Source organism: Luteibacter sp. HA06, assembly GCF_054061215.1.
In genome coordinates this window covers 4,903,816-4,921,513 of record NZ_JBSSDZ010000001.1, presented here as the reverse complement: position 1 = coordinate 4,921,513, position 17,698 = coordinate 4,903,816, and the positions used below count along the sequence as shown (strand labels likewise).

At 63.2% G+C, this 17,698-nt stretch carries 19 protein-coding genes; 9 read left to right on the top strand and 10 right to left on the bottom strand.

Features of this window, described 5'->3' with window-relative positions:
• The first annotated feature begins 4 nt into the window (after positions 1 to 4).
• Entirely contained in the window at positions 5 to 1,792 is a 1,788-nt protein-coding gene (locus tag ACVWWJ_RS22650) for a hypothetical protein (protein WP_200851829.1), read from the top strand.
• A gap of 5 nt (positions 1,793 to 1,797) precedes the next feature.
• Here ACVWWJ_RS22650 and ACVWWJ_RS22645 read toward each other — a convergent pair whose 3' ends face one another.
• From ACVWWJ_RS22645 to ACVWWJ_RS22630, 4 genes are all read right to left on the bottom strand, one after another.
• Positions 1,798 to 3,510, bottom strand: a complete 1,713-nt coding sequence (locus ACVWWJ_RS22645; RefSeq protein ID WP_456969584.1) for a GGDEF domain-containing protein — start codon at positions 3,508 to 3,510, stop codon at positions 1,798 to 1,800.
• A gap of 62 nt (positions 3,511 to 3,572) precedes the next feature.
• Positions 3,573 to 3,872 (bottom strand): hypothetical protein, encoded by a 300-nt coding sequence (locus ACVWWJ_RS22640; RefSeq protein ID WP_456969583.1) that lies wholly within the window; start codon positions 3,870 to 3,872, stop codon positions 3,573 to 3,575.
• Between the two features lie 75 nt (positions 3,873 to 3,947).
• Positions 3,948 to 4,157 (bottom strand): hypothetical protein, encoded by a 210-nt coding sequence (locus ACVWWJ_RS22635; protein ID WP_456969582.1) that lies wholly within the window; start codon positions 4,155 to 4,157, stop codon positions 3,948 to 3,950.
• Positions 4,158 to 4,202: 45 nt separating this feature from the next.
• Positions 4,203 to 5,036 (bottom strand): SAM-dependent methyltransferase, encoded by an 834-nt coding sequence (locus tag ACVWWJ_RS22630; protein ID WP_456969581.1) that lies wholly within the window; start codon positions 5,034 to 5,036, stop codon positions 4,203 to 4,205.
• A 124-nt stretch (positions 5,037 to 5,160) separates the two neighbouring features.
• Between ACVWWJ_RS22630 and ACVWWJ_RS22625 the strand changes: the two genes are divergently transcribed.
• The gene (locus ACVWWJ_RS22625; protein WP_456969580.1) at positions 5,161 to 6,048 is read left to right on the top strand and encodes a LysR family transcriptional regulator; all 888 of its coding nucleotides are present in this window, start codon (positions 5,161 to 5,163) and stop codon (positions 6,046 to 6,048) included.
• A 10-nt stretch (positions 6,049 to 6,058) separates the two neighbouring features.
• On the opposite strand, the gene ACVWWJ_RS22620 is transcribed toward ACVWWJ_RS22625, so the two are convergent.
• Entirely contained in the window at positions 6,059 to 6,694 is a 636-nt protein-coding gene (locus ACVWWJ_RS22620) for a Vgb family protein (protein ID WP_456969579.1), read from the bottom strand.
• Between the two features lie 9 nt (positions 6,695 to 6,703).
• Positions 6,704 to 7,924 (bottom strand): helix-turn-helix domain-containing protein, encoded by a 1,221-nt coding sequence (locus tag ACVWWJ_RS22615; RefSeq protein WP_456969578.1) that lies wholly within the window; start codon positions 7,922 to 7,924, stop codon positions 6,704 to 6,706.
• An 80-nt stretch (positions 7,925 to 8,004) separates the two neighbouring features.
• On the opposite strand from ACVWWJ_RS22615, the gene ACVWWJ_RS22610 reads away from it, so the two are divergent.
• Entirely contained in the window at positions 8,005 to 8,790 is a 786-nt protein-coding gene (locus ACVWWJ_RS22610) for a DUF899 domain-containing protein (RefSeq protein WP_456969577.1), read from the top strand.
• Between the two features lie 67 nt (positions 8,791 to 8,857).
• On the opposite strand, the gene ACVWWJ_RS22605 is transcribed toward ACVWWJ_RS22610, so the two are convergent.
• Positions 8,858 to 9,997 (bottom strand): FAD-dependent monooxygenase, encoded by a 1,140-nt coding sequence (locus ACVWWJ_RS22605; protein ID WP_456969576.1) that lies wholly within the window; start codon positions 9,995 to 9,997, stop codon positions 8,858 to 8,860.
• A 152-nt stretch (positions 9,998 to 10,149) separates the two neighbouring features.
• On the opposite strand from ACVWWJ_RS22605, the gene ACVWWJ_RS22600 reads away from it, so the two are divergent.
• Positions 10,150 to 10,812 carry a DUF3313 domain-containing protein gene (locus ACVWWJ_RS22600; RefSeq protein WP_456969575.1) on the top strand — a complete coding sequence of 221 codons (663 nt, stop codon included), beginning with the start codon at positions 10,150 to 10,152 and terminating at the stop codon, positions 10,810 to 10,812.
• A gap of 23 nt (positions 10,813 to 10,835) precedes the next feature.
• On the opposite strand, the gene arr is transcribed toward ACVWWJ_RS22600, so the two are convergent.
• Together arr and ACVWWJ_RS22590 are read right to left on the bottom strand one after the other, a co-directional pair.
• Positions 10,836 to 11,234, bottom strand: coding sequence for an NAD(+)--rifampin ADP-ribosyltransferase (arr, locus tag ACVWWJ_RS22595; protein ID WP_456969574.1), 399 nt, complete (start codon positions 11,232 to 11,234; stop codon positions 10,836 to 10,838).
• Positions 11,235 to 11,325: 91 nt separating this feature from the next.
• Complete coding sequence (locus ACVWWJ_RS22590) at positions 11,326 to 12,849, bottom strand: FAD-dependent monooxygenase (RefSeq protein WP_456969573.1); 1,524 nt, start codon at positions 12,847 to 12,849, stop codon at positions 11,326 to 11,328.
• 84 nt (positions 12,850 to 12,933) lie between these two features.
• On the opposite strand from ACVWWJ_RS22590, the gene ACVWWJ_RS22585 reads away from it, so the two are divergent.
• The 3 genes from ACVWWJ_RS22585 (at position 12,934) to ACVWWJ_RS22575 (ending at position 15,026) form a co-directional block, all read left to right on the top strand.
• Positions 12,934 to 13,560 (top strand): TetR/AcrR family transcriptional regulator, encoded by a 627-nt coding sequence (locus tag ACVWWJ_RS22585; protein ID WP_456969572.1) that lies wholly within the window; start codon positions 12,934 to 12,936, stop codon positions 13,558 to 13,560.
• 114 nt (positions 13,561 to 13,674) lie between these two features.
• Entirely contained in the window at positions 13,675 to 14,328 is a 654-nt protein-coding gene (locus tag ACVWWJ_RS22580; RefSeq protein WP_456969571.1) for a glutathione S-transferase family protein, read from the top strand.
• Between the two features lie 23 nt (positions 14,329 to 14,351).
• Positions 14,352 to 15,026 carry a hypothetical protein gene (locus ACVWWJ_RS22575; protein WP_456969570.1) on the top strand — a complete coding sequence of 225 codons (675 nt, stop codon included), beginning with the start codon at positions 14,352 to 14,354 and terminating at the stop codon, positions 15,024 to 15,026.
• Here the strand turns inward: ACVWWJ_RS22575 and ACVWWJ_RS22570 are convergent.
• Positions 14,991 to 15,482, bottom strand: coding sequence for a DoxX family protein (locus ACVWWJ_RS22570; RefSeq protein WP_456969569.1), 492 nt, complete (start codon positions 15,480 to 15,482; stop codon positions 14,991 to 14,993). The genes ACVWWJ_RS22575 and ACVWWJ_RS22570 overlap by 36 nt on opposite strands.
• Before the next feature lie 150 nt (positions 15,483 to 15,632).
• Between ACVWWJ_RS22570 and ACVWWJ_RS22565 the strand changes: the two genes are divergently transcribed.
• Both ACVWWJ_RS22565 and ACVWWJ_RS22560 read left to right on the top strand, forming a co-directional pair.
• Positions 15,633 to 16,685: a class I SAM-dependent methyltransferase gene (locus ACVWWJ_RS22565; protein WP_456969568.1), complete on the top strand. Its 1,053-nt coding sequence runs from the start codon at positions 15,633 to 15,635 to the stop codon at positions 16,683 to 16,685.
• A 358-nt stretch (positions 16,686 to 17,043) separates the two neighbouring features.
• Complete coding sequence (locus ACVWWJ_RS22560; RefSeq protein WP_456969567.1) at positions 17,044 to 17,646, top strand: hypothetical protein; 603 nt, start codon at positions 17,044 to 17,046, stop codon at positions 17,644 to 17,646.
• Positions 17,647 to 17,698: the final 52 nt, after the last annotated feature.

Here is a 17,698-nt window from a genome sequence, read left to right as displayed (position 1 = left end):
ACCCATGGCACAGCGTACCGATCCAGGCAGCAGGGACCCGGTCGGTTCCAGCGGTAGCGGCCGGCAACGGCCGCTGCCTGGGAGCGTTGCGCCCGGGAAGCCGGCGCAGGCACCGCTCGTCATCGGCGTGACCAGCCACCGGGATATCGTCCCGGAAGAAGTCGAGCCGATCAGGCAGCGCGTGCGCGCCTTCTTCGCGCAGCTGCGCGACACCTTTCCCGAATTGCCTCTTGTGGTGCTTTCGGCCCTTGCCGAGGGCGGCGACCAGATTGTCGCGGAGGAGGCGCTTGCTGCTGGGGTGCGATTGATTGCGCCGTTGCCACTTCCGCCGACGCTGTACGTCGATGATTTTGCAACGCCTGCCGTGCGTGCCAACTTCGGCGTCCTGTGCAACCGTGCTGAAGTCGTGCTGCTGCCGCGATTGATGGATCAGCCCCATCACGTCATCGGCGCGCACGGGGCGGCGCGCGATCGCCAGTACGCGAAAGCGGGTGTTTACATCGCGAGCCATTGCCACGTTCTGCTAGCCATCTGGGATGGCAACGGCGCTGCCGGCCTCGGCGGCACGGCGCAGATCGTGCACTACCACCTTACCGGCACCCCGCCAGGACTGGCCGTGCGCCACCCGCATTCCAGGCACGTCCTCAGCGGAAGCGACGAAAGCCTGCTGTATCACATCGTCTGCTCCCGCGACCAGGACGGACCCGCACCAGGATTGCAGGCGCTACAAGCAGGGTGGCGCAGCGCCGAGAACATGGCATTCCAGGCGAAGATTCCCGACGACTTTCATCTGATGTTCTCGCGCATGGCCGAATTCAACAACGAGTGCACCCGTCACGCAGCAGCCATCGACGAGGCACCGCGTGCGATGTCTGGCGAGCCATCTGGCGCGACGGCGGAGATCGACCGCCTGTTCCACGCCGCCGACTGGCTGGCGGTTCACTTCCGGCGTCGCGTCATCATGGCGATGCGCCTGACCTACACACTCGCCGGGCTCATGGGCATCGCCTTCACCTTCTACGCGCACCTGCCCGGCAACAACTTCCTGATCTATCTGTTCCTGGTGATGTTCGCCACCGGCGGCATCGTCGCGCTACTTGCGCACCGGCGTGGCTGGCATCGCAAATACCTCGACTATCGCGCACTGGCGGAAGGCTTGCGCATACAGTCCTGCTGGCGCCGCGCCGGCATCGCAGCGAGCGCGGATCACGAGTTCGCGCACGACAATTTTCTACAGAAGCAGAACATCGAGCTGGGCTGGATACGCAACGTGATGCGCGCCGCGAGCCTTTATCCCTCCACGCATCCTGACGAACCTACCAACGAAGCGCTCGCCGAAGTCATCGCCGAATGGGTGGGGATTTCGGGTCAGTCGGGTCAGCTGAACTACTACGAACAGAAGAGTGCCGAACGCAGCGGCGTCCACCACATCACCGAGACCGTCGGACGCGTCAGCCTATGGGGAGGCATCACCATCAGCGTCTTCCTGGCGGTCTTCGCATTGAGGCTCGACGAGGAGGCCAAGGTCACGCTCGTCACCATCATGGCCGTGCTTTCAATCATCGCCGCCGTGCGCGAGGCCTACTCGTACCGCAAGGCCGATCGCGAGCTGATCCGCCAGTACCGTTTCATGCAGCGAATCTTCGCCAGTGCGAGGGCGGCGCTCGATCGTACGCAGGACCCTGCGCGTCAGCGGGCGATACTTCGGTCACTGGGGGATGCCGCGCTGACCGAGCATGCGGAGTGGACGCTGATGCAGCGCGAGCGCCAGGTGGAGCACAGCAAGCTTTAGCGCGATCAAGCTGCGCTGAGGCTGTCGCTCTCGAAGTCCGCCATGACACGGTTGCGACCTGCGCGCTTGGCGCGGTACAAGGCCGCGTCCGCTTCGCGGCACAGACACGACAGGTCATAGCCGCAGCGATCCGAGGACGCGACGCCGACGCTTACAGAAAGCGATACCAACCGTCCGCCATCCTCGACAGGAGAGGCTTCAATCGCGACGCGAAGTCGCTGGGCGGCCGCCACAGCCTGGCTGGTCGTGCATCCGATGAGAAGGATGGCGAACTCTTCGCCTCCCAGGCGAGCAAAGAGATCGGCCGGACGGAGATCTTCCTGAAGCACGGCAACGGTATGTTGAAGCACGATGTCGCCCATGGCATGACCATGGGTATCGTTGACCTGCTTGAAGTGATCGAGGTCGATGGAGATGAGGCAGGCGCTGCCGAGCTTTTTCTCCTGGACACGCAGGATCCGCTCGGCCTCGCTCATGAAATGCTGGTGGTTAAGAATGCCCGTCAGGCCATCGAGGGTAGACATTCGCTTGAAACGAAGTTGAGAGCGCTTCACGCGGAACAGCAAAAGCCCGATCGACACCAGGATGACAAGGAGCAGGGCGATATACAGCCGGCCAGTCGATACGGTGTTCGCGTCGAGCGCCTGCTGCAGACGCAGAATACGATTCTCTTTGCCGAGGCTTTCCGTCGAGAGATTCTGCACCATCTGATGTTGCTGACTCACCTCGTAAGCGAGGCTCCGCACCCCTACATCGTTGAGATAACCTTTATCCTGCGCGCTGAAGTGCTCGAAGTAGCCCAGGGCGGCGGCGGTATTGCCCCGACGTTTCTCTATGCGATAGAGAACCTGGTAAGCGTCTCTGAGCCAGTCGCTTATATCGTTTGCACCATTCATGGCTACGACGGCAAGCGCGGCGCTCCTTGCCTCGTTGTCTTTGCCCAGTTGGAAATAGGCCTGCGCCCGCTGGAGTTGCGACAGCTCAACATGCGGAAAATAATGGTTCGCGCGAATGTTGGAATCGATCCGGTCCAATAACGCCATCACCTGAAGCGGCTTGTTTTCTTCGAGGAGCACGCTACCGGTCAGAAGAAGTGCGCTGTCTGTGGTCACTTTCTCGTGTGCGGCAACGCACATGTCGGCGGCGCGTTTCAACTCCGGGCTGGAAGAGGTCAGGCGTCGGGCACCAAACAGCGCCGCGGCTTTATGCCATGCAGCCAGGCACGCCGTGTCAGGTAGCACCGGAGACAGTTCCGCCATGTCGGCGTACTTGATTGCCAGATCGGTTTGACCAGCGAAGGTCATCATCTGCGACAGGTTCACCAAGACCATGGACCGCGCCAAGGGGTCCGTGATCGAGGGCAAGGTGGCCGCCAGGTGATTTGCCAGCACGAACGCCTCTCCGTACCGCCGATTGAACGCCAGGTTGCTGAGCAGAAGCGCGGATGCCTTCGCCGTCAGGGAGGCGTCCCCGGAATGCTTGATGATCTCGTTGAACTGTCCCTCGGACTTGGCATACCCGCCCTCGAACATGGTCTCCCACGCATCGAGATAACGGAGATGCCATTGTTCGCTAGCGCTGAGGCTGCCCGCTTCCGCTCGGACCTGCGACAAACGTTGGACGAATTGGGCGTGGTCTTTTGTTCGGAGGTTTTCGGTATCGTCGAGGAACTGGGCCTGGCCGGGTGTAGCAGCGGCGATGGACGGTTGCAGGAGCACGCATGAGGCCAGGGTCGCAACAGCGACCCATGACCTGATGGCACCCGACAGCCAGGCCATTGTTAGTGGGTCGACGGATCGACGGGCGGCTTTCCGTCTTCGGACGGCGTCTTCGAGGTGTCGGCCTCGTCCTGCTCAGGTTCGTCTTCCTCGTAGCCGGGGCTCTGCGTCGCCTGCGGATCGTAGTTGACCTTGTGGCCCAGCTCGTCGAAAAGTAGCGAGCTGTCACCCGAGGCCGCCGCGGCCGTCAACGCGTCCGACGCCTTTGCACGTTGCAGAACGGCTGCAAGTTCCTCCGAGGAGGCATGGCGAAGCGACGCATCGCGGCCGATGGCCTCGAGCAGGTCAATCGTGTCTGACATGAAAATCCCCTGTTTGTTTAGTACGTACGATGACGGCATCGATCGCGATAAGTTGAGCCGCCCCGGGGCGAGCGGTTAGCCGAAGTGCTGGTTGACCTGGGGCGCACGCATCAGCTTGTAACCAAGTTCCGCGAAGAGCCCGGAGCTGTCGCCGGTGGCGACGGCGAACATGAGTACGGGTGACGCTTGCGCCCGTTCGAGAACGGCGTTCAGCTCATGTGCGGATGCGTGACGCAGCGATGCGTTGCTGCCGATGGTTTCGAGCATTTCGATGGTGTCGAGCATGTGCTTCTCCTTCCGGTGGTTGGTGCAGTGAACCGAAGCGCTGGCTCAGGCCAGGGACGTCTCGCTCTCGAGCTTGTCCAACGCCATCAGCCTTTCCCGGATCGCCATGTTTGGTTCTAGTGGCAGGGCGGGCGGAAGGATGACGGTTTCCTCGGTGGGTACGTCGACATGGGGCAGGTCGCGCAGGGCGATGCGCCGGATACGCGGCTTCTGGATCGGCAGCGTCACAGCGCGATAAAGGATGATCTCGTGGTCGAGCGGATAGTCCTGGCTCAAAACGTCGACCAGTACCTGTCGGTAGGCGCCGCTGGTAGTGAAGCGCGCAAGCGAACGGTCGCCGACCAGTCCGACCTGCCAAAGCACCAGGTAGGCGCTGGGGTCGATACGACGCTGGTAGAACAACAATTGACCGGCCTCATAGTGCTGGCATCCAACCGTGCCGGGGTCGATGCCCAGATCCGCGTAAAGGCAGTCCTCGGCGGAGACCCCAGGCTCCATGTGGGCCTGGAAGCCCTCGGCACGGGCGACCTCGATGACCTTGTGCGGCGACCACGCAAAGATGCCAGGGTGGCCGTAGAACACCCCGCAGACGCGCTTGCCGGCACGGACTTCGGTCATCATCAGCTCGACCCATTCCTCATACGTTGTCCGGCGCGACTTACCTTCCTGGTAGTACGGCTGAAGACTGCGAACGTCCGGGTGCATACGCTCCAGCCATTGCTCGACGATGTTGTCGGAGAGGCCGGCGAAGATCACATCGGCCTGCTCGATATGGCTGCGCGACAGCGGGGTCAGGTGCGAACCCAGGGTCATGCCCATGCCGACAATGGCAATGCTGCCTTTGGAAGGGTCTGAAGGAGCGAGGAGTGGTGTGATCATCGGCTGATAGTAGGCCAAGTCCCGAGAGAGAAGCACGCCCGGTACGAAGGCGCAATTTCGGCAGCGAATCCGGACCGTTACGCGTTAGCATCCATGCTGGCTGGGCATCAATGCCGGGGGCATCTTGAAGGACATCCTTACGTTTCGCCTCTTCACCCGGGTCGCCCGGCTGGGCAGCTTCTCTGCGGCCGCCCGCGAAAGTGGGCTGGCGCAATCTCAGGTATCGCGCATGGTGGCGGAACTGGAAGCCAGCCTCGGCGCCCGCCTGCTGTCGCGTACCACCCGGGCCGTGCTGCCGACGGAGGCCGGGCTGGAGTTTCTCGCCCGCATGGAGCCGATCCTCGCGGCTATCGAAGACGCCGAGAACAGTGTGCGGGAGACAGGCGAACTGCGTGGCATCCTTCGCGTGGGCATGCCGTCCACGCTGGCCATCCGGGTGGTGATCCCACGGCTGTCGATCTTCACCGAGCGGCACCCGCTGCTTCAGGTCGAACTGCTCCTGGATGACAAGCGCCAGGACATGGTCCGCGAGGCGGTGGACGTCGGCATTCGCGTGGGGCCGCTGCCGGATTCCGGCGGCACGGCCCGGTTGATCGGGAAGATGCACCGCGTGATCGTCGCTTCACCGACCTACCTTGCAAGGTGCGGGACACCCCTTCGGCCAGACCAGCTCGTCGGCCATCGCATCATTCGGGGCCCGGCGGCGGCGACGGTGACGTCGTGGCAGTTCGAGCGCGATAAGGAAAGCATGACGATCGACGTGCAGCCGAATATCTCCACGAACGACACGGAGGGCGCACTGGCCGCCGCAGTGGGTGGCCTCGGCATCACGTCGACGACCTCATGGGCGTGTCGTCGCGAGTTCGAGGCCGGGACCCTCACGCCGCTCCTGCCGGAGTGGAAAATGGCGGACCTGCCTGTCCACGCCTACTTTCCGTTGGGCCGCGCTACCCGCATGGCGGCGCGAACCTTCGTGGACTTCATCGCGGCGGAGCTGGGAGCCGGCGCGTAGTCGTGCAACGTCACTGCGATCGCTTCATGGCTCGCACCCTGCCGCTGTTGCCGCCTCCGCAGAAGAACCCATCCTTCCCGTCCGACTCGAGTCCGGACACATGGGTCCCGGTCGGCATGTCCAGGCTCTGGAGCACCTCGCCGGACTTGGGATCGATGCGCCGCAGTTCGCTGGCGTCGTCCTCCCAGGTGGCGTGCCATAGCTCGCCGTCAACCCAGGTGACGCCGGTGACGAAGCGATCGGAGTCGATGCTGCGGAGCACCTCGCCTGTCTCGGGATCGACCTGGTGAATCTTGCGATTACGGTACTCGCCGACCCATAGCGTGCCTTCGGCCCACGCCATGCCGGAGTCGCCGCCATGGCCCGGGGCAGGGATGGTCGCCAGGACCTCGCCCGTCTTCGGATCGACTTTCTGGATGCGATCGTCGGCGATCTGGAACAGGTGCGTGCCGTCGAAGGCCGTACCGGCATGGGCCGCGACGTCGATGGAGCGAACGATCTCGCCGCTGTCCGGGTCGAGGGCCTTCAACTGGTCGCCACCGGAAGCGAACCATACATGCTGGCCATCGAACGTCACGCCAGCCACCTTGTCGACACCCGGGAAGGGACCGTATTCGCGCATGAGTCGTGCTGTCGTCTTCTTCATGGGCTCATCCTAATCACCGGGTAGCGGGGAGGTGAGTAACAAGGTCGTCGCGAATCCCGGCAGCGGCGGAGCGATCCACCGTCGCGCCCGTCCACGACCGAACGACTGCACCTTACCGGTCGTGGAAAGCGATTCCAGGCCACGCTGCACGTTTCGCTGGCTGGCACCGAGCGCGAGCGCGAGGGCCGAGCTCGACCATGCCTCGCCATCGGCAAGCAAGGCGAGCAGGGAGGCATACACTTCGTCGATGGGGCGGGCCAGTACGACGACGTCGTCGGCGCCACGCGTTGAAAGGCCAAAGCCGCGCTTTGTCGCCTCCACGTCGGCGAGCGGCCGCAGCACCTCGCGTAGCCGACCGATCTCGACGCGCAAACGTGCGCGATGCGAGGCGTCCGGATGCTTCGTGCGGAAGACGTTCGCGATCAGCGCTTGCCGCGGCACGTCCGCGGGCCATGCCGCGGCAAGCGAGCGCGCGAGCGCAAAGAGGACGGGACGCGTCGACAGCGACACGATGTCGCCGGCATGACGCACTACGTTACGGCACGCATCCACCACGAACGCCCGCGAGGCAAAAAGGATCTCGACATCATCGAGAAGCACAAGGCGTTCCGTTCCTCGTGCCTGAAGACGACCTACGGGGAAATCCAGGTTGCGTAATGCGTTCTCAACTTCCGCCGTGAGCGCGGGAATGCCGGCAACGCGTGCCTGCTGAAGCGCCAGGGCCAGTGCCCGGCGTGCGGCAGCGGCTCGAATGCGATGCATGGCGACGCCAGCGGTGAGCAGCTGGCATGCCGCCGTCAGTGCGGGCGGAAGCGGTGTCGATGCGACAGCGTCGAGGGAGCGTGCGGCATCATCGACGCGTCCGAGCAGAAGCAGCCGCCTTGCGGTCAGGTACCGTGCGTGCGCTGCGTTGACGCGGTCGCCATGCGCCTCGAGCGCAGCCTGCGCCTGATCGAGCGCACTGGTCGGCCAGCCCAGGTCGCGCGATGCGAGGGCGATCTCGGCTTCCGCGACCACGCACCGTGCACGAGACACGGGCTCTTTCGATCCGAAGCCCCGCGCTGCGCGGCGTATCAGGAGTTTCGCTCGGGTGAAGTCGCCCAACTGGGCCATCGCGATACCGCGGAGGGCGAGGGCGGGGGGATCGTTGCGCAAGGCAACCCGGTTCAGCGCGCCCAGCGGATCGCCGCCAGCCAGTGCCCGCGCTGCGGCGGTGATCAGCGAGTCCATCGGAATCCCGCCACGCTTGTCACTCCCACCCCGACCCATGGGTATCTACTCTATCCCAGGCCCCCGAAGGAGACAGTCCCATGACCGGTCATACCGTTGGAACCCGTGAAGCATGGCTGAAAGCGCGACTCCAGTTACTCAAGGCAGAGAAGGCACTGACCCGGCGTAGCGATGCCGTGGCAAGCCAGCGCCAGGCGCTGCCCTGGGTGCGTGTCGATAAGGACTATCGCTTCGAGGCGGAGGATGGCGCCCGCTCACTGGCCGAACTCTTCGCCGGCCGCTCGCAGCTGCTGGTGTATCACTTCATGTTCGGCCCCGATTACACCGCCGGCTGCCCCTCGTGCTCGGCTATCGCGGACGGCTTCAATGGCATCGCCGTCCACCTGGCCAACCATGATGTTTCACTGGTCGCCGTATCGAGGGCCCCTCTGGAGAAGTTAAAAGCATACAAGCGACGCATGGGCTGGACTTTTCCGTGGCTCTCGTCTGCCGGCGACGACTTCAATTTCGACTTCAATGTTTCGATCACCGAAGCTCAACAGCGAAGTGGCGATGTCGAGTACAACTATCAACGTGGCACGCACGCCTTGGATGACGTTTCCGTTCCGGATCCCGTCGCGCAGTTCGCGGCGGCATGCGGTACCGATGCGGCAACCTATACGCGCGACCGGCCAGGCCTGAGCACCTTCGTTCTCGACGACGGCGTGGTCTACCACGCTTACTCGACCTATGCGCGTGGTCTGGACGCAGTATGGGGCATGTACCCGTGGCTCGATCGTGCGCCGAAGGGGCGCAACGAAACAGGTGTGTGGTGGAAACGTCACGACGAATATGCGGGGGTGTCGGAGCGGCCGTGCTGTGGGTAGGGCGCCCGGGATCTCGCACGGTCGGGCACCACGTCGCCTTAATCGCCGGGTAAGGCGATCAGCCAGATCAAGCCGCGTTGAGGTCCGCCTGTTTCAGCGGTCCGTAGGTCGCGCGGTAACTCTTCGGAACCACGAAGGGCATGATCAGGCGGCGAAGCACATACGGCAGTCGGACGGACTTCGACAGGCGATCCGTCATCGCCTGCACGTGCGCGACTCGCGCCTGGCGCGCCTGCTCGAAACGACGCCCGGTCGATGCAACGTCATCGGACCCTGCGACGATGGCGGCAAGCGCGAGTGCGTCCTCCATGCCGAGCGCGGCGCCCTCGGCCCATACCGGCGCGGTCGCGTGTGCGGCGTCGCCGAGAAGCACCACACGGCCTTCGCTCCAGGTTGTCAGGCGCACTTCCTCGATCGGAGAGTGATAGAGCGATTCCGGATGTGCGAGTGCCCAGCCCAGTGCCTTGCGCACTCGTTCGGGGAAATTGCGGAACGCATGGTCGAGCTGCTTGAGGTCGTCGCCTGCCGCGTCCGGCGAGCTCACGGCTACCCAGCCATAGACCGTGGTGTCATCTACCGGGAGGAGGAGGATCGTGCCGTGCTCGCCGGTCCACGCGGTCCAGCCATCGACACCGGGATTGGGTGCCATGAACCGCCAGCTGGCCGAAGCGATGCGTGCGACGGAGGGCTGCGATGCACCCATGACCGCTGCCCGGACGGTGGAGCGCACACCGTCGGCGCCTACGAGAAGTCGCGTGGAGAGCTCCTCGTCGTTGTCGAGGCGGATGTGGACGGCCGAGCCTTCCTGACGCACTGAAGCGATGGCGCGGTCGGAGCGGAGAGCGGATGCGTCCAGTCCGGTTCCGAGCATCGCCATGAGGTCGGCGCGACGGACCGCACGCGGACGCATGGTTTCGCCCCAGAAGGCGTCTTCGTCGATAGCCGCCAGGAGGCGATCATCCCGCGAGCGGTATTCGCGCTTGCGCACCGGATGTCCCAGCCGCGTGATCTCTTCGGCCAGGCCCAGCCGTGCCAGCGCGGCGATGGCGTTGCCGGGAAGATTGATGGCAAGGCCGCCATCGGCGGCGACGGGGCGCCGCTCGACCACGAGGGACTCGATGCCTTGCTGGCGTAGCGCACGCCATGTGGCAAGACCGGCAATGCCACCACCCGCGATGACAATGCGCTGGGAATCTTCAACCGCCATGGCGCGCGTCCTTCGATAGTCAATCTCCGATTATGCATCGCCGAGCCAGTACTTTTACCTATATCCGTACTGCGTAAGTACCGCGTCGGTTTGTCGCACGAGAAGCTAGGCTCGTTCGACGGTTTCCAGCACTGCCGACGAGGAGTCCACCCATGCGCGCGCCGATGATGTTGATTGCAACCCTGTTCGCTCTTTCCTTCTCGGCCGCGCACGCCGCGCACGCCGCGCCGCCGCCACCTAGTGGCTTCCTCGATACTTACCCGACCATGCAGCCGGACACGAAGCGCCCCGGTGCGTCGATCTATGTTGCGCCGGGAACCACGCTGAAGGGCTTCACCAAGATCTACATCGACCCGATCCTGGTCTGGTATTCAAGGGACTCGACGTACCAGGGTATCGATCCGGATGAACTTTCCGCCGTGACCAACAATTTCCGCAAGGCGCTGATAAAGCATCTGGAGCCCACCTATCCGGTCGTCGATACCCGCGGAAAGGATGTTCTCGAGCTGCGTCTGGCCATTACCAATGTCATCGCCGAAAAGAAGAAGCGAGGCATTCTCGGCTATACGCCCGTGGGCTTCGTCATCGGCGCTGCAAAGAATGCCGCGACCGCAGGACCCAACATCGACATCAGCTCGGCGACAGTCGAGGCCGAGCTGCTGGATTCGAGCGGGAAGCAACTCGCCGTCGTGGTCGATCCACTGGTGACCGACGAGTCGACGAAGGACAAGATGACCTGGAACGACATCGCCAAGACCATGGATGCCGCAGGTGAGCGACTCAGGACTCGCATGGACGCGGATCGCCTGCATTGATCCTGGCTCCGCCATTGCGCGTTCTATTCGATAGCCTCGACGCCCATCTGCTTCAGGTAGGCGATGCGATCCAGCATCGCCTTGAGCTGCGCGTGCGGATGCCCTGTCCAGTTGAGGACTTCACCGATGACGCGGAAGGGGTCCCGTGATCGATACGACTGCGTGACGTTCCCTGGATATTTCTTGTCCGTGAGGTTCGGGTCGTCCTCGATGGGGCCGGTGGGTTCCACGACGTAGATCCTGCCGCGCCCCGTGCCGATGGCCAGTTCCGCACCCCAGACTGCTGCGTCCATGGTGGCGGTCAGGTAGACGAAGGCCGCCTGCTTTCGTATCCCGAAGTTCGAGGCATGACCCGGCACGATGAGATCGCCCATCTCCAGGTCGGCTTTCGTGCCGTGGTAGTACGTCAGTGCATCTGTCATGTCGCGTGTCCGCATCGCCTGTCGATTCGACAGGAGAGCGATGCTGGGTCACGCATGGGGGCTTCCGGCAAGTCCCCCTGTGTTGTATAAATTAGTAACGGGAAGCGCCGAACCATCGTTCGAGTGAATGAATCAGGCCCGCGGAAGCGACATCCGCTCCAGCCGCCCAGGCCACGATGCCATCCGGCCGCACGAGCAGCGCGCTCACACCAAGTCGATCCTTCACCTCGCTTGCGAGATACACGACGTGATCCTTCCAGGGGTTGGCGGTATCGTGACTTGGCGCATGCGCGTCGCAGTCCAGCAGTAGCCCTTTCCCGGTACCGAGGTGGTCGCCGAGACGCGTGCCATCGGCCAGTTCAAAGTCCGGCGCGCTTCGACCCACTAACGAATGACTCTCGCCGAGGTCATAACGCAGGGAAACGCCCCACACCCGTTCGGCGAAATAGGTCGCGCCGTCCCGCGTGTCGATCAGGTCGCGGACGATGGCCTCAAGCGCACGCGAACTCCTGCTCGGTCGCATCAGCGCTACCTGCGCGCGCGACCAGTCCAGAACCCGGGCGCCCACCGGGTGACGTTCACTTGTGTACGTGTCCAGTAATCCCTCCGCTGCGTTACCCCGGATCGTCGCGGCGAGCTTCCATCCGAGATTCATCGCGTCACCCAGGCCTAGGTTGAGGCCCTGGCCACCGAGGGGAGAATGGGTGTGCGCGGCGTCGCCAGCGAGCAGCACGCGACCGTTGCGATAGGTGGTCGCCTGGTACGCGCGGTCGGTCCACGTCGTCGCGAGCCGCAGCGTCGTCACGGTGGCTTCCGTACCGGACACATGGCGCAGTACCGACTGCACGTGTTCGCGCGTGATCGGTTGCGTCCGGTGGAACGCCCCCCCATCGAAGTCGACCATGCCGATCGTTCCAGGCTGCCCGTACGTGTACATCCCCGTGGGTGTGTATTGGCGACCCGGCTTAAGGGCGTCGGGTTCGGCGAGTTCCACCTCGACGGAGTAACCGGTGAACTCGGGACTGGTGCCGACGAACGCAAAACCGCCGAGCTTGCGCACCGTGCTGCGGCCGCCATCGCAGCCCACCAGCCAGCGTCCGGTAAATACGTCGCCGCCGGCGCGGACGCGTACGCCGTCGTCCCATTGCTCTAGGCCTTCGACGGCCAAGCCACGCCTGACCTCCACGCACATCGCCCTGGCGCGCGCTTCAAGGATCCGTTCGAGCGACTCCATGTCGACCATCATGCTGGTCCCGGCCGGGCCCGGTAGCCGCCACGGCCACTGCGAGGCATCGATCTTGTCCAGATAGAACTGGATGCCGGCGAAGTGCCCGCCTGGCTGCCGTGACTGACCCAACCAATGCGCGGCGCCCGAAGCCCCGGGACCGTCTTTCAGGGGGCGTGCGGCGGCGATCTCGTCCAGCATCCCACGCCGGTAGAACCCTTCGATCGACGGTGCGGAAAGACCGCGCATGCCGAACGGGAGACGTTTAAACGGGGAGCCCGGATCTTCCTGCTGTTCAAGCACGAGCACCGACAGCCCCGCCAGGCGCAGCTCGCACGCCAGGAACAGGCCGACGGGGCCGGCGCCCGCCACAATGACGTCATGGATCACCGCGTTATCCTCGGGCAGGACCGGCAGACACCGGCCTCTCGCAAAGTTACACTCAGTATAAGTTTCTACAGGGCGAGTCGACGGATGTCAAAACCGACAGGGCTTCGGGACCAGAAAAAGGCAGAGACGCGCCTGGCCATCTCCCATGTCGCCACGCGCCTGTTCGTCGAGCGCGGTTTCGACAACGTCTCGGTCGACGAGGTGGCACGCGAGGCCGGGGTCGCCAGGAAGACGGTCTTCAACTACTTCAACCGGAAAGAAGACCTGATCTTCGATCGTGAAGAGGAAACGCGGGCCCTGGTGCGCGATGCCATCGCCGGGCGCGGCTCGCACTCGCCGGTCCGCGCCTTCGAGGACCTGATGCGGACGCTCGTGGAAACGCAGCATCCGATATTCGCGATAACGGCGCGGCCGATCGCCTTCTGGCGCACCGTGACGGAGAGCCCCTCGCTGACTACGTACGCCCGCGAACTGCAGGTGACGCTCGCCGATGATCTTGCCGATATGCTCTGCGATGCGGTGGACCGGCCACATAGTGACCCCGACGCGCGGCTTGCCGCGGCGATGCTCGTTTCTACGCTGGTCGTCGCGTACGGGAGTGCGCTTACGGCGTTTCGCGCAGGGGAAGAACCCGTGCCGGCCTTCGTGGGCGTGATGGAACGAGGATTCATGGGCGTCGACGCTGCCCTGGCCCGGACAACTTATGGGTGAAGCCGCCGGTTGATTCGTGTCGGTGGCGATGTCGAATTCCGCGAGCGACGTTCGACGATATAGTGAAGGCACGGCAAGGTGTCGGCCCGAAAGCCCCTTCAGGAGACGTTCGAGATGACCATCACCATTACCGCCTTCGAACAATCGCCAGACGGTGGCAAAGGGCTCGCGCGCGATACACGCGTACGCTGGGCACTCGAGGAAGTGGGCCTGCCCTATGACGTCCGGCCTGTCTCATTCCAGGCGATGAAAGAGCCCGCGCACCTGTGTCGGCATCCCTTCGGCCAGATTCCGACCTACGAAGAAGGCGACCTCTGTCTCTTCGAAAGCGGCGCGATCATCTTTCACATCGCCGAGCGCCATGCGGGCCTGTTCCCGGCGGATGCTGATGCTCGCGCGCGCGCCATTTCGTGGATGTTCGCCGCGGTCAACTCGGTGGAGCCGTCGATCCTCGAGCTGGTGACCGCCCGATTCATGGAGGGCGATAAGCCCTGGGCGAAAGAACGGCTACCGCTGGTCTTCGACCGCATCCGCCAGCGACTTCGCGCGCTATCTGCCCGACTGGGCGACGCCGAATGGCTCGACGGCGACTTCAGTGCCGGTGACCTGATGATGGTCTCGGTGATCCTCCGGCTTCGTGCATCGGGGTTGCTCGACGAGTTTGCCAACCTGGCTGCTTATGTGGCCCGCGGTGAAGCGCGGCCCGCCTACCAGAGGGCGTTCGCTGCCCAGGCAGAAGCCAACGCCGCGAAGCCTCCGACCCCCTGACACCTCTTCCAACGGAGCGACCCATGGACTTCATGCGCATCCTTCAGTCGCTCGAGGAATTCCTCTACGAGGCGATGAGCTGGATCGTGTTTTATCCGCGAGCCCTGCTCAGGACCATTCGCCATCCGGTCGCCGTCTCCCTCTACACGCGCGCGCAGTTGGCCCAGCCACGAGAGCAGCAATTCACGGAACTCATGAGTCCGCCGCTGCTTTTGGTCCTTACGATTGCGTTGGCCCACGTCATCGAGCTCTCGACGCCGACCGGTATGGCATCCGCACATTCCGCGGTAGGCAAGGAACTCTTCAGCAGTGAACAGGGCATCATCGCGACGCGCAGTCTCGCCTACTGCATATTCGCCCTCGTGGGTTCGCTCACATGGCTGCGCCGCGCGAGGGAACCGGTGAACCGCGACACGCTGCGCGAGCCGTTCTACATTCACTGCTACCTGCTTGCACCGTTCGCGCTCGGGCTCGCTATCGCGACGGCACTCGCGGTCAACCTTCATGGATCATGGGCGTGGCTGGCGGCGCCCGTGTCGCTCGCCAGCTGCCTCTGGTACGCCTGGGCACAAACGGCCATTTATGCACGCCTGCTACATGTATCGAAGTGGCGCGCGTTTTTCCTGGCATGCCGCGCGAATCTGATCGCGACCGTCGCGGTGCTAGGCCTGGCCGCTTTTATCTTTGGTGCGGGTTAGATTCCAGGCCAGAGGGCCGACGCCGCCAATGCATAAGGCGAGCAAGCCTGCCGCGTAGAGCAAGTCGGTCTCATAACCGGGTTGTCCGAAATGCGCGCCCATCGCGTCGTAGGAAAGCAGCTTGATCGAACTGAAGCCGTTAGGCAGGTGCACGGTGACGGTCGCAACAAGCAGCACGACGAGCATGGGTATCGCAACCACAGGTACAAACGCACCCAGCACGACCAACAGTCCACCCACGATTTCAATACCGATCGTTGCCCAACCGAGCAGGTCGGCAAAGGGCATTCCCATGGCGTGAAGGATCGCGATGAAGGCATCCGGGCCGCGCGCGAGCTTGGCGTAGCCGTGCTGCATGAAGCCCAGGCCCACCATCAGTCGCAGCGGCAGGGCGTGCCAGCCGGGAGGTACAGGTAGCGTTGCACCAGCGATGCGGGAAAGCAGTGATGTTGTCATGCATGCTAGTTCGCGCCTACGAAGCTGTTGGTTACAGGCAAAGGCATATGTCCGAAGCAATAAGGTGTTCTACCTGTTCGGTTCCTGCGACCCGTCGTAAGATCCTTCAATACCCCTGTACCCCCGGCTTGTGCCGCGGAGCGCACGCTCATGGCAATCAACGAAGAAAAGCTCAACGCCTTCCTCGGTAAGGCAGTCGGCGATCTCGGCGCGGCATTCAGCGCTGTTCTCGTCAAACTCGGCGACGAACTTGGCCTGTACAAGGCGCTTGCAAAAGAGTCCCTGACACCTGTCGACCTCGCCACACGAACCGGCACCAACCCACGTTACATTCGGGAATGGCTAGGCAATCAGGCTGCCGGTGGTTACGTCGACTATGACGCGGCATCGGGCACGTACCGGCTCAACGACGAGCAGGCGGCCTGTCTCGCGGATCCCGCCGGTCCGGTCGACCTCGCTGGCGCTTATGACATCGCGCTTGCGCTGTTCCACACCTATCCACGCGTCCGCGACAATTTCCGCAGCGGTGAAGGGATGGAATGGGGTGAACATCACCCGTGCCTGTTCCACGGCGTCGAGCGGTTCTTCCGTGGCGGCTATCACGCGCATCTGTTGGACGCTTGGCTGCCCGCGCTCGACGGCGTCGTGGGCAAACTCGCACGTGGCGGAAAAGCAGCCGACGTCGGCTGCGGCCACGGGGCCAGCACGATACTGATGGCGAAGGCATTTCCCGCATCGCAGTTCATCGGCTACGACTATCACGCTCCGTCGATCGACACAGCGCGGGAGCGAGCGAAATCCGCCGGCGTCAACAACGTCTCTTTTGAGCAGGCCGACGCATCCGACTATCAAGGGAAGGACTTCGATCTCATCGCTTTCTTCGACTGCCTGCATGACATGGCCAATCCGCAAGGCGCGGCCCGGCATGCGCGGGAGTCATTGAAGCCTGACGGCACCTGCATGGTCGTCGAGCCGTTCGCCGGCGATACGCAGTCGGACAACCTCAACCCCGTGGCCCGCGTCTACTACGCGGCCTCGTCGATGATCTGCGTTCCGGTATCGCTTGCTCGTCATGGCCCTGCGCTCGGCGCGCAGGCGGGCGAGGCCAGGTTGCGCGAGGTCATCGTCGATGCAGGTGGCTTCAGTCACATGCGGCGTGCGGCGCAGACGCCATTCAATCTCGTGCTGGAGGCGCGGCCCTGAAAGCAATCTTTGACGCAGAGTTGCGAGCGTCGACCTACGAATTTTCGGGTTGAAACGTCAACCAAAGGTGGCATGGAACTACGCGGTGGAAGCATTGGCAGGCGATATAATTCGCCGCATGACGACAAAGCTAATGAGATTCCCCATTCAGGACTTTCCCATCAAGGGGACTGTCCTGACGCCTGCCAAACGTGCAGCGGCGATGGACGCGGCTCTGGAGTCCCTCGCTGCCGAGGGGCTGCTCATTCGAGGAAAGTACACGGGGTGCCCTCCACGCAGATCAGCGAAGAAGCGTTGAGCCATGCGAGCGAGGACACCGGCGACCTCTACCAGCGTCTTCATCAATTGTCCGTTCACCATGGACTACGACCTTCTCTTCGAAGCGATGATGTTCACTGTGCTGGCGTGTGGCTTTTGGCCAAGGTCGGCCCTGGAGAAAGGAGACGGCGGCGAAGTACGCATGGACAAGATCGAGCGTCTTATAAAGACATCGCCGTATAGCATTCACGACCTCTCCGCGGTTGAGTTAGACGCCGCAAACAATCTTCCGCGCTTCAATATGCCCTTTGAACTTGGTTTTACGTTGGGTCTCAGATCTGCAGGTGGGAAATTCGGAAAGCACGTGGTTCTTATTCTCGAGCGGAGTAAGTACACATCACAGAAATGCCTTTCCGATATTGCGGGTCAAGATCTTCAATCGCACAGTGGCGACGCCTCCCGACTCATCTTGCAAGTTCGCAATTGGCTACGTACGGAGACAGGATGTAGCCTTCCCGGCCCGATGCAGATCGGTGTCGCGTTTCAGAACTACCGGGCCACGCTTCCACGCAGTTGCGCGAATGCAGGCCTTTCTCCTGAAGACGTTCCGTTTCCGGAACGCCTTGCGATGCAATTGGAGTTTCTGAAGAGAGCAAATCGAGAGGGGCGGTTGGCACACGCTGATAGAGGCCGCGGCCTCTGAGCGGCACGGCGACTGCGTTGGGTGCTCCCGGCGGTGGAACTTAGGATTGCGA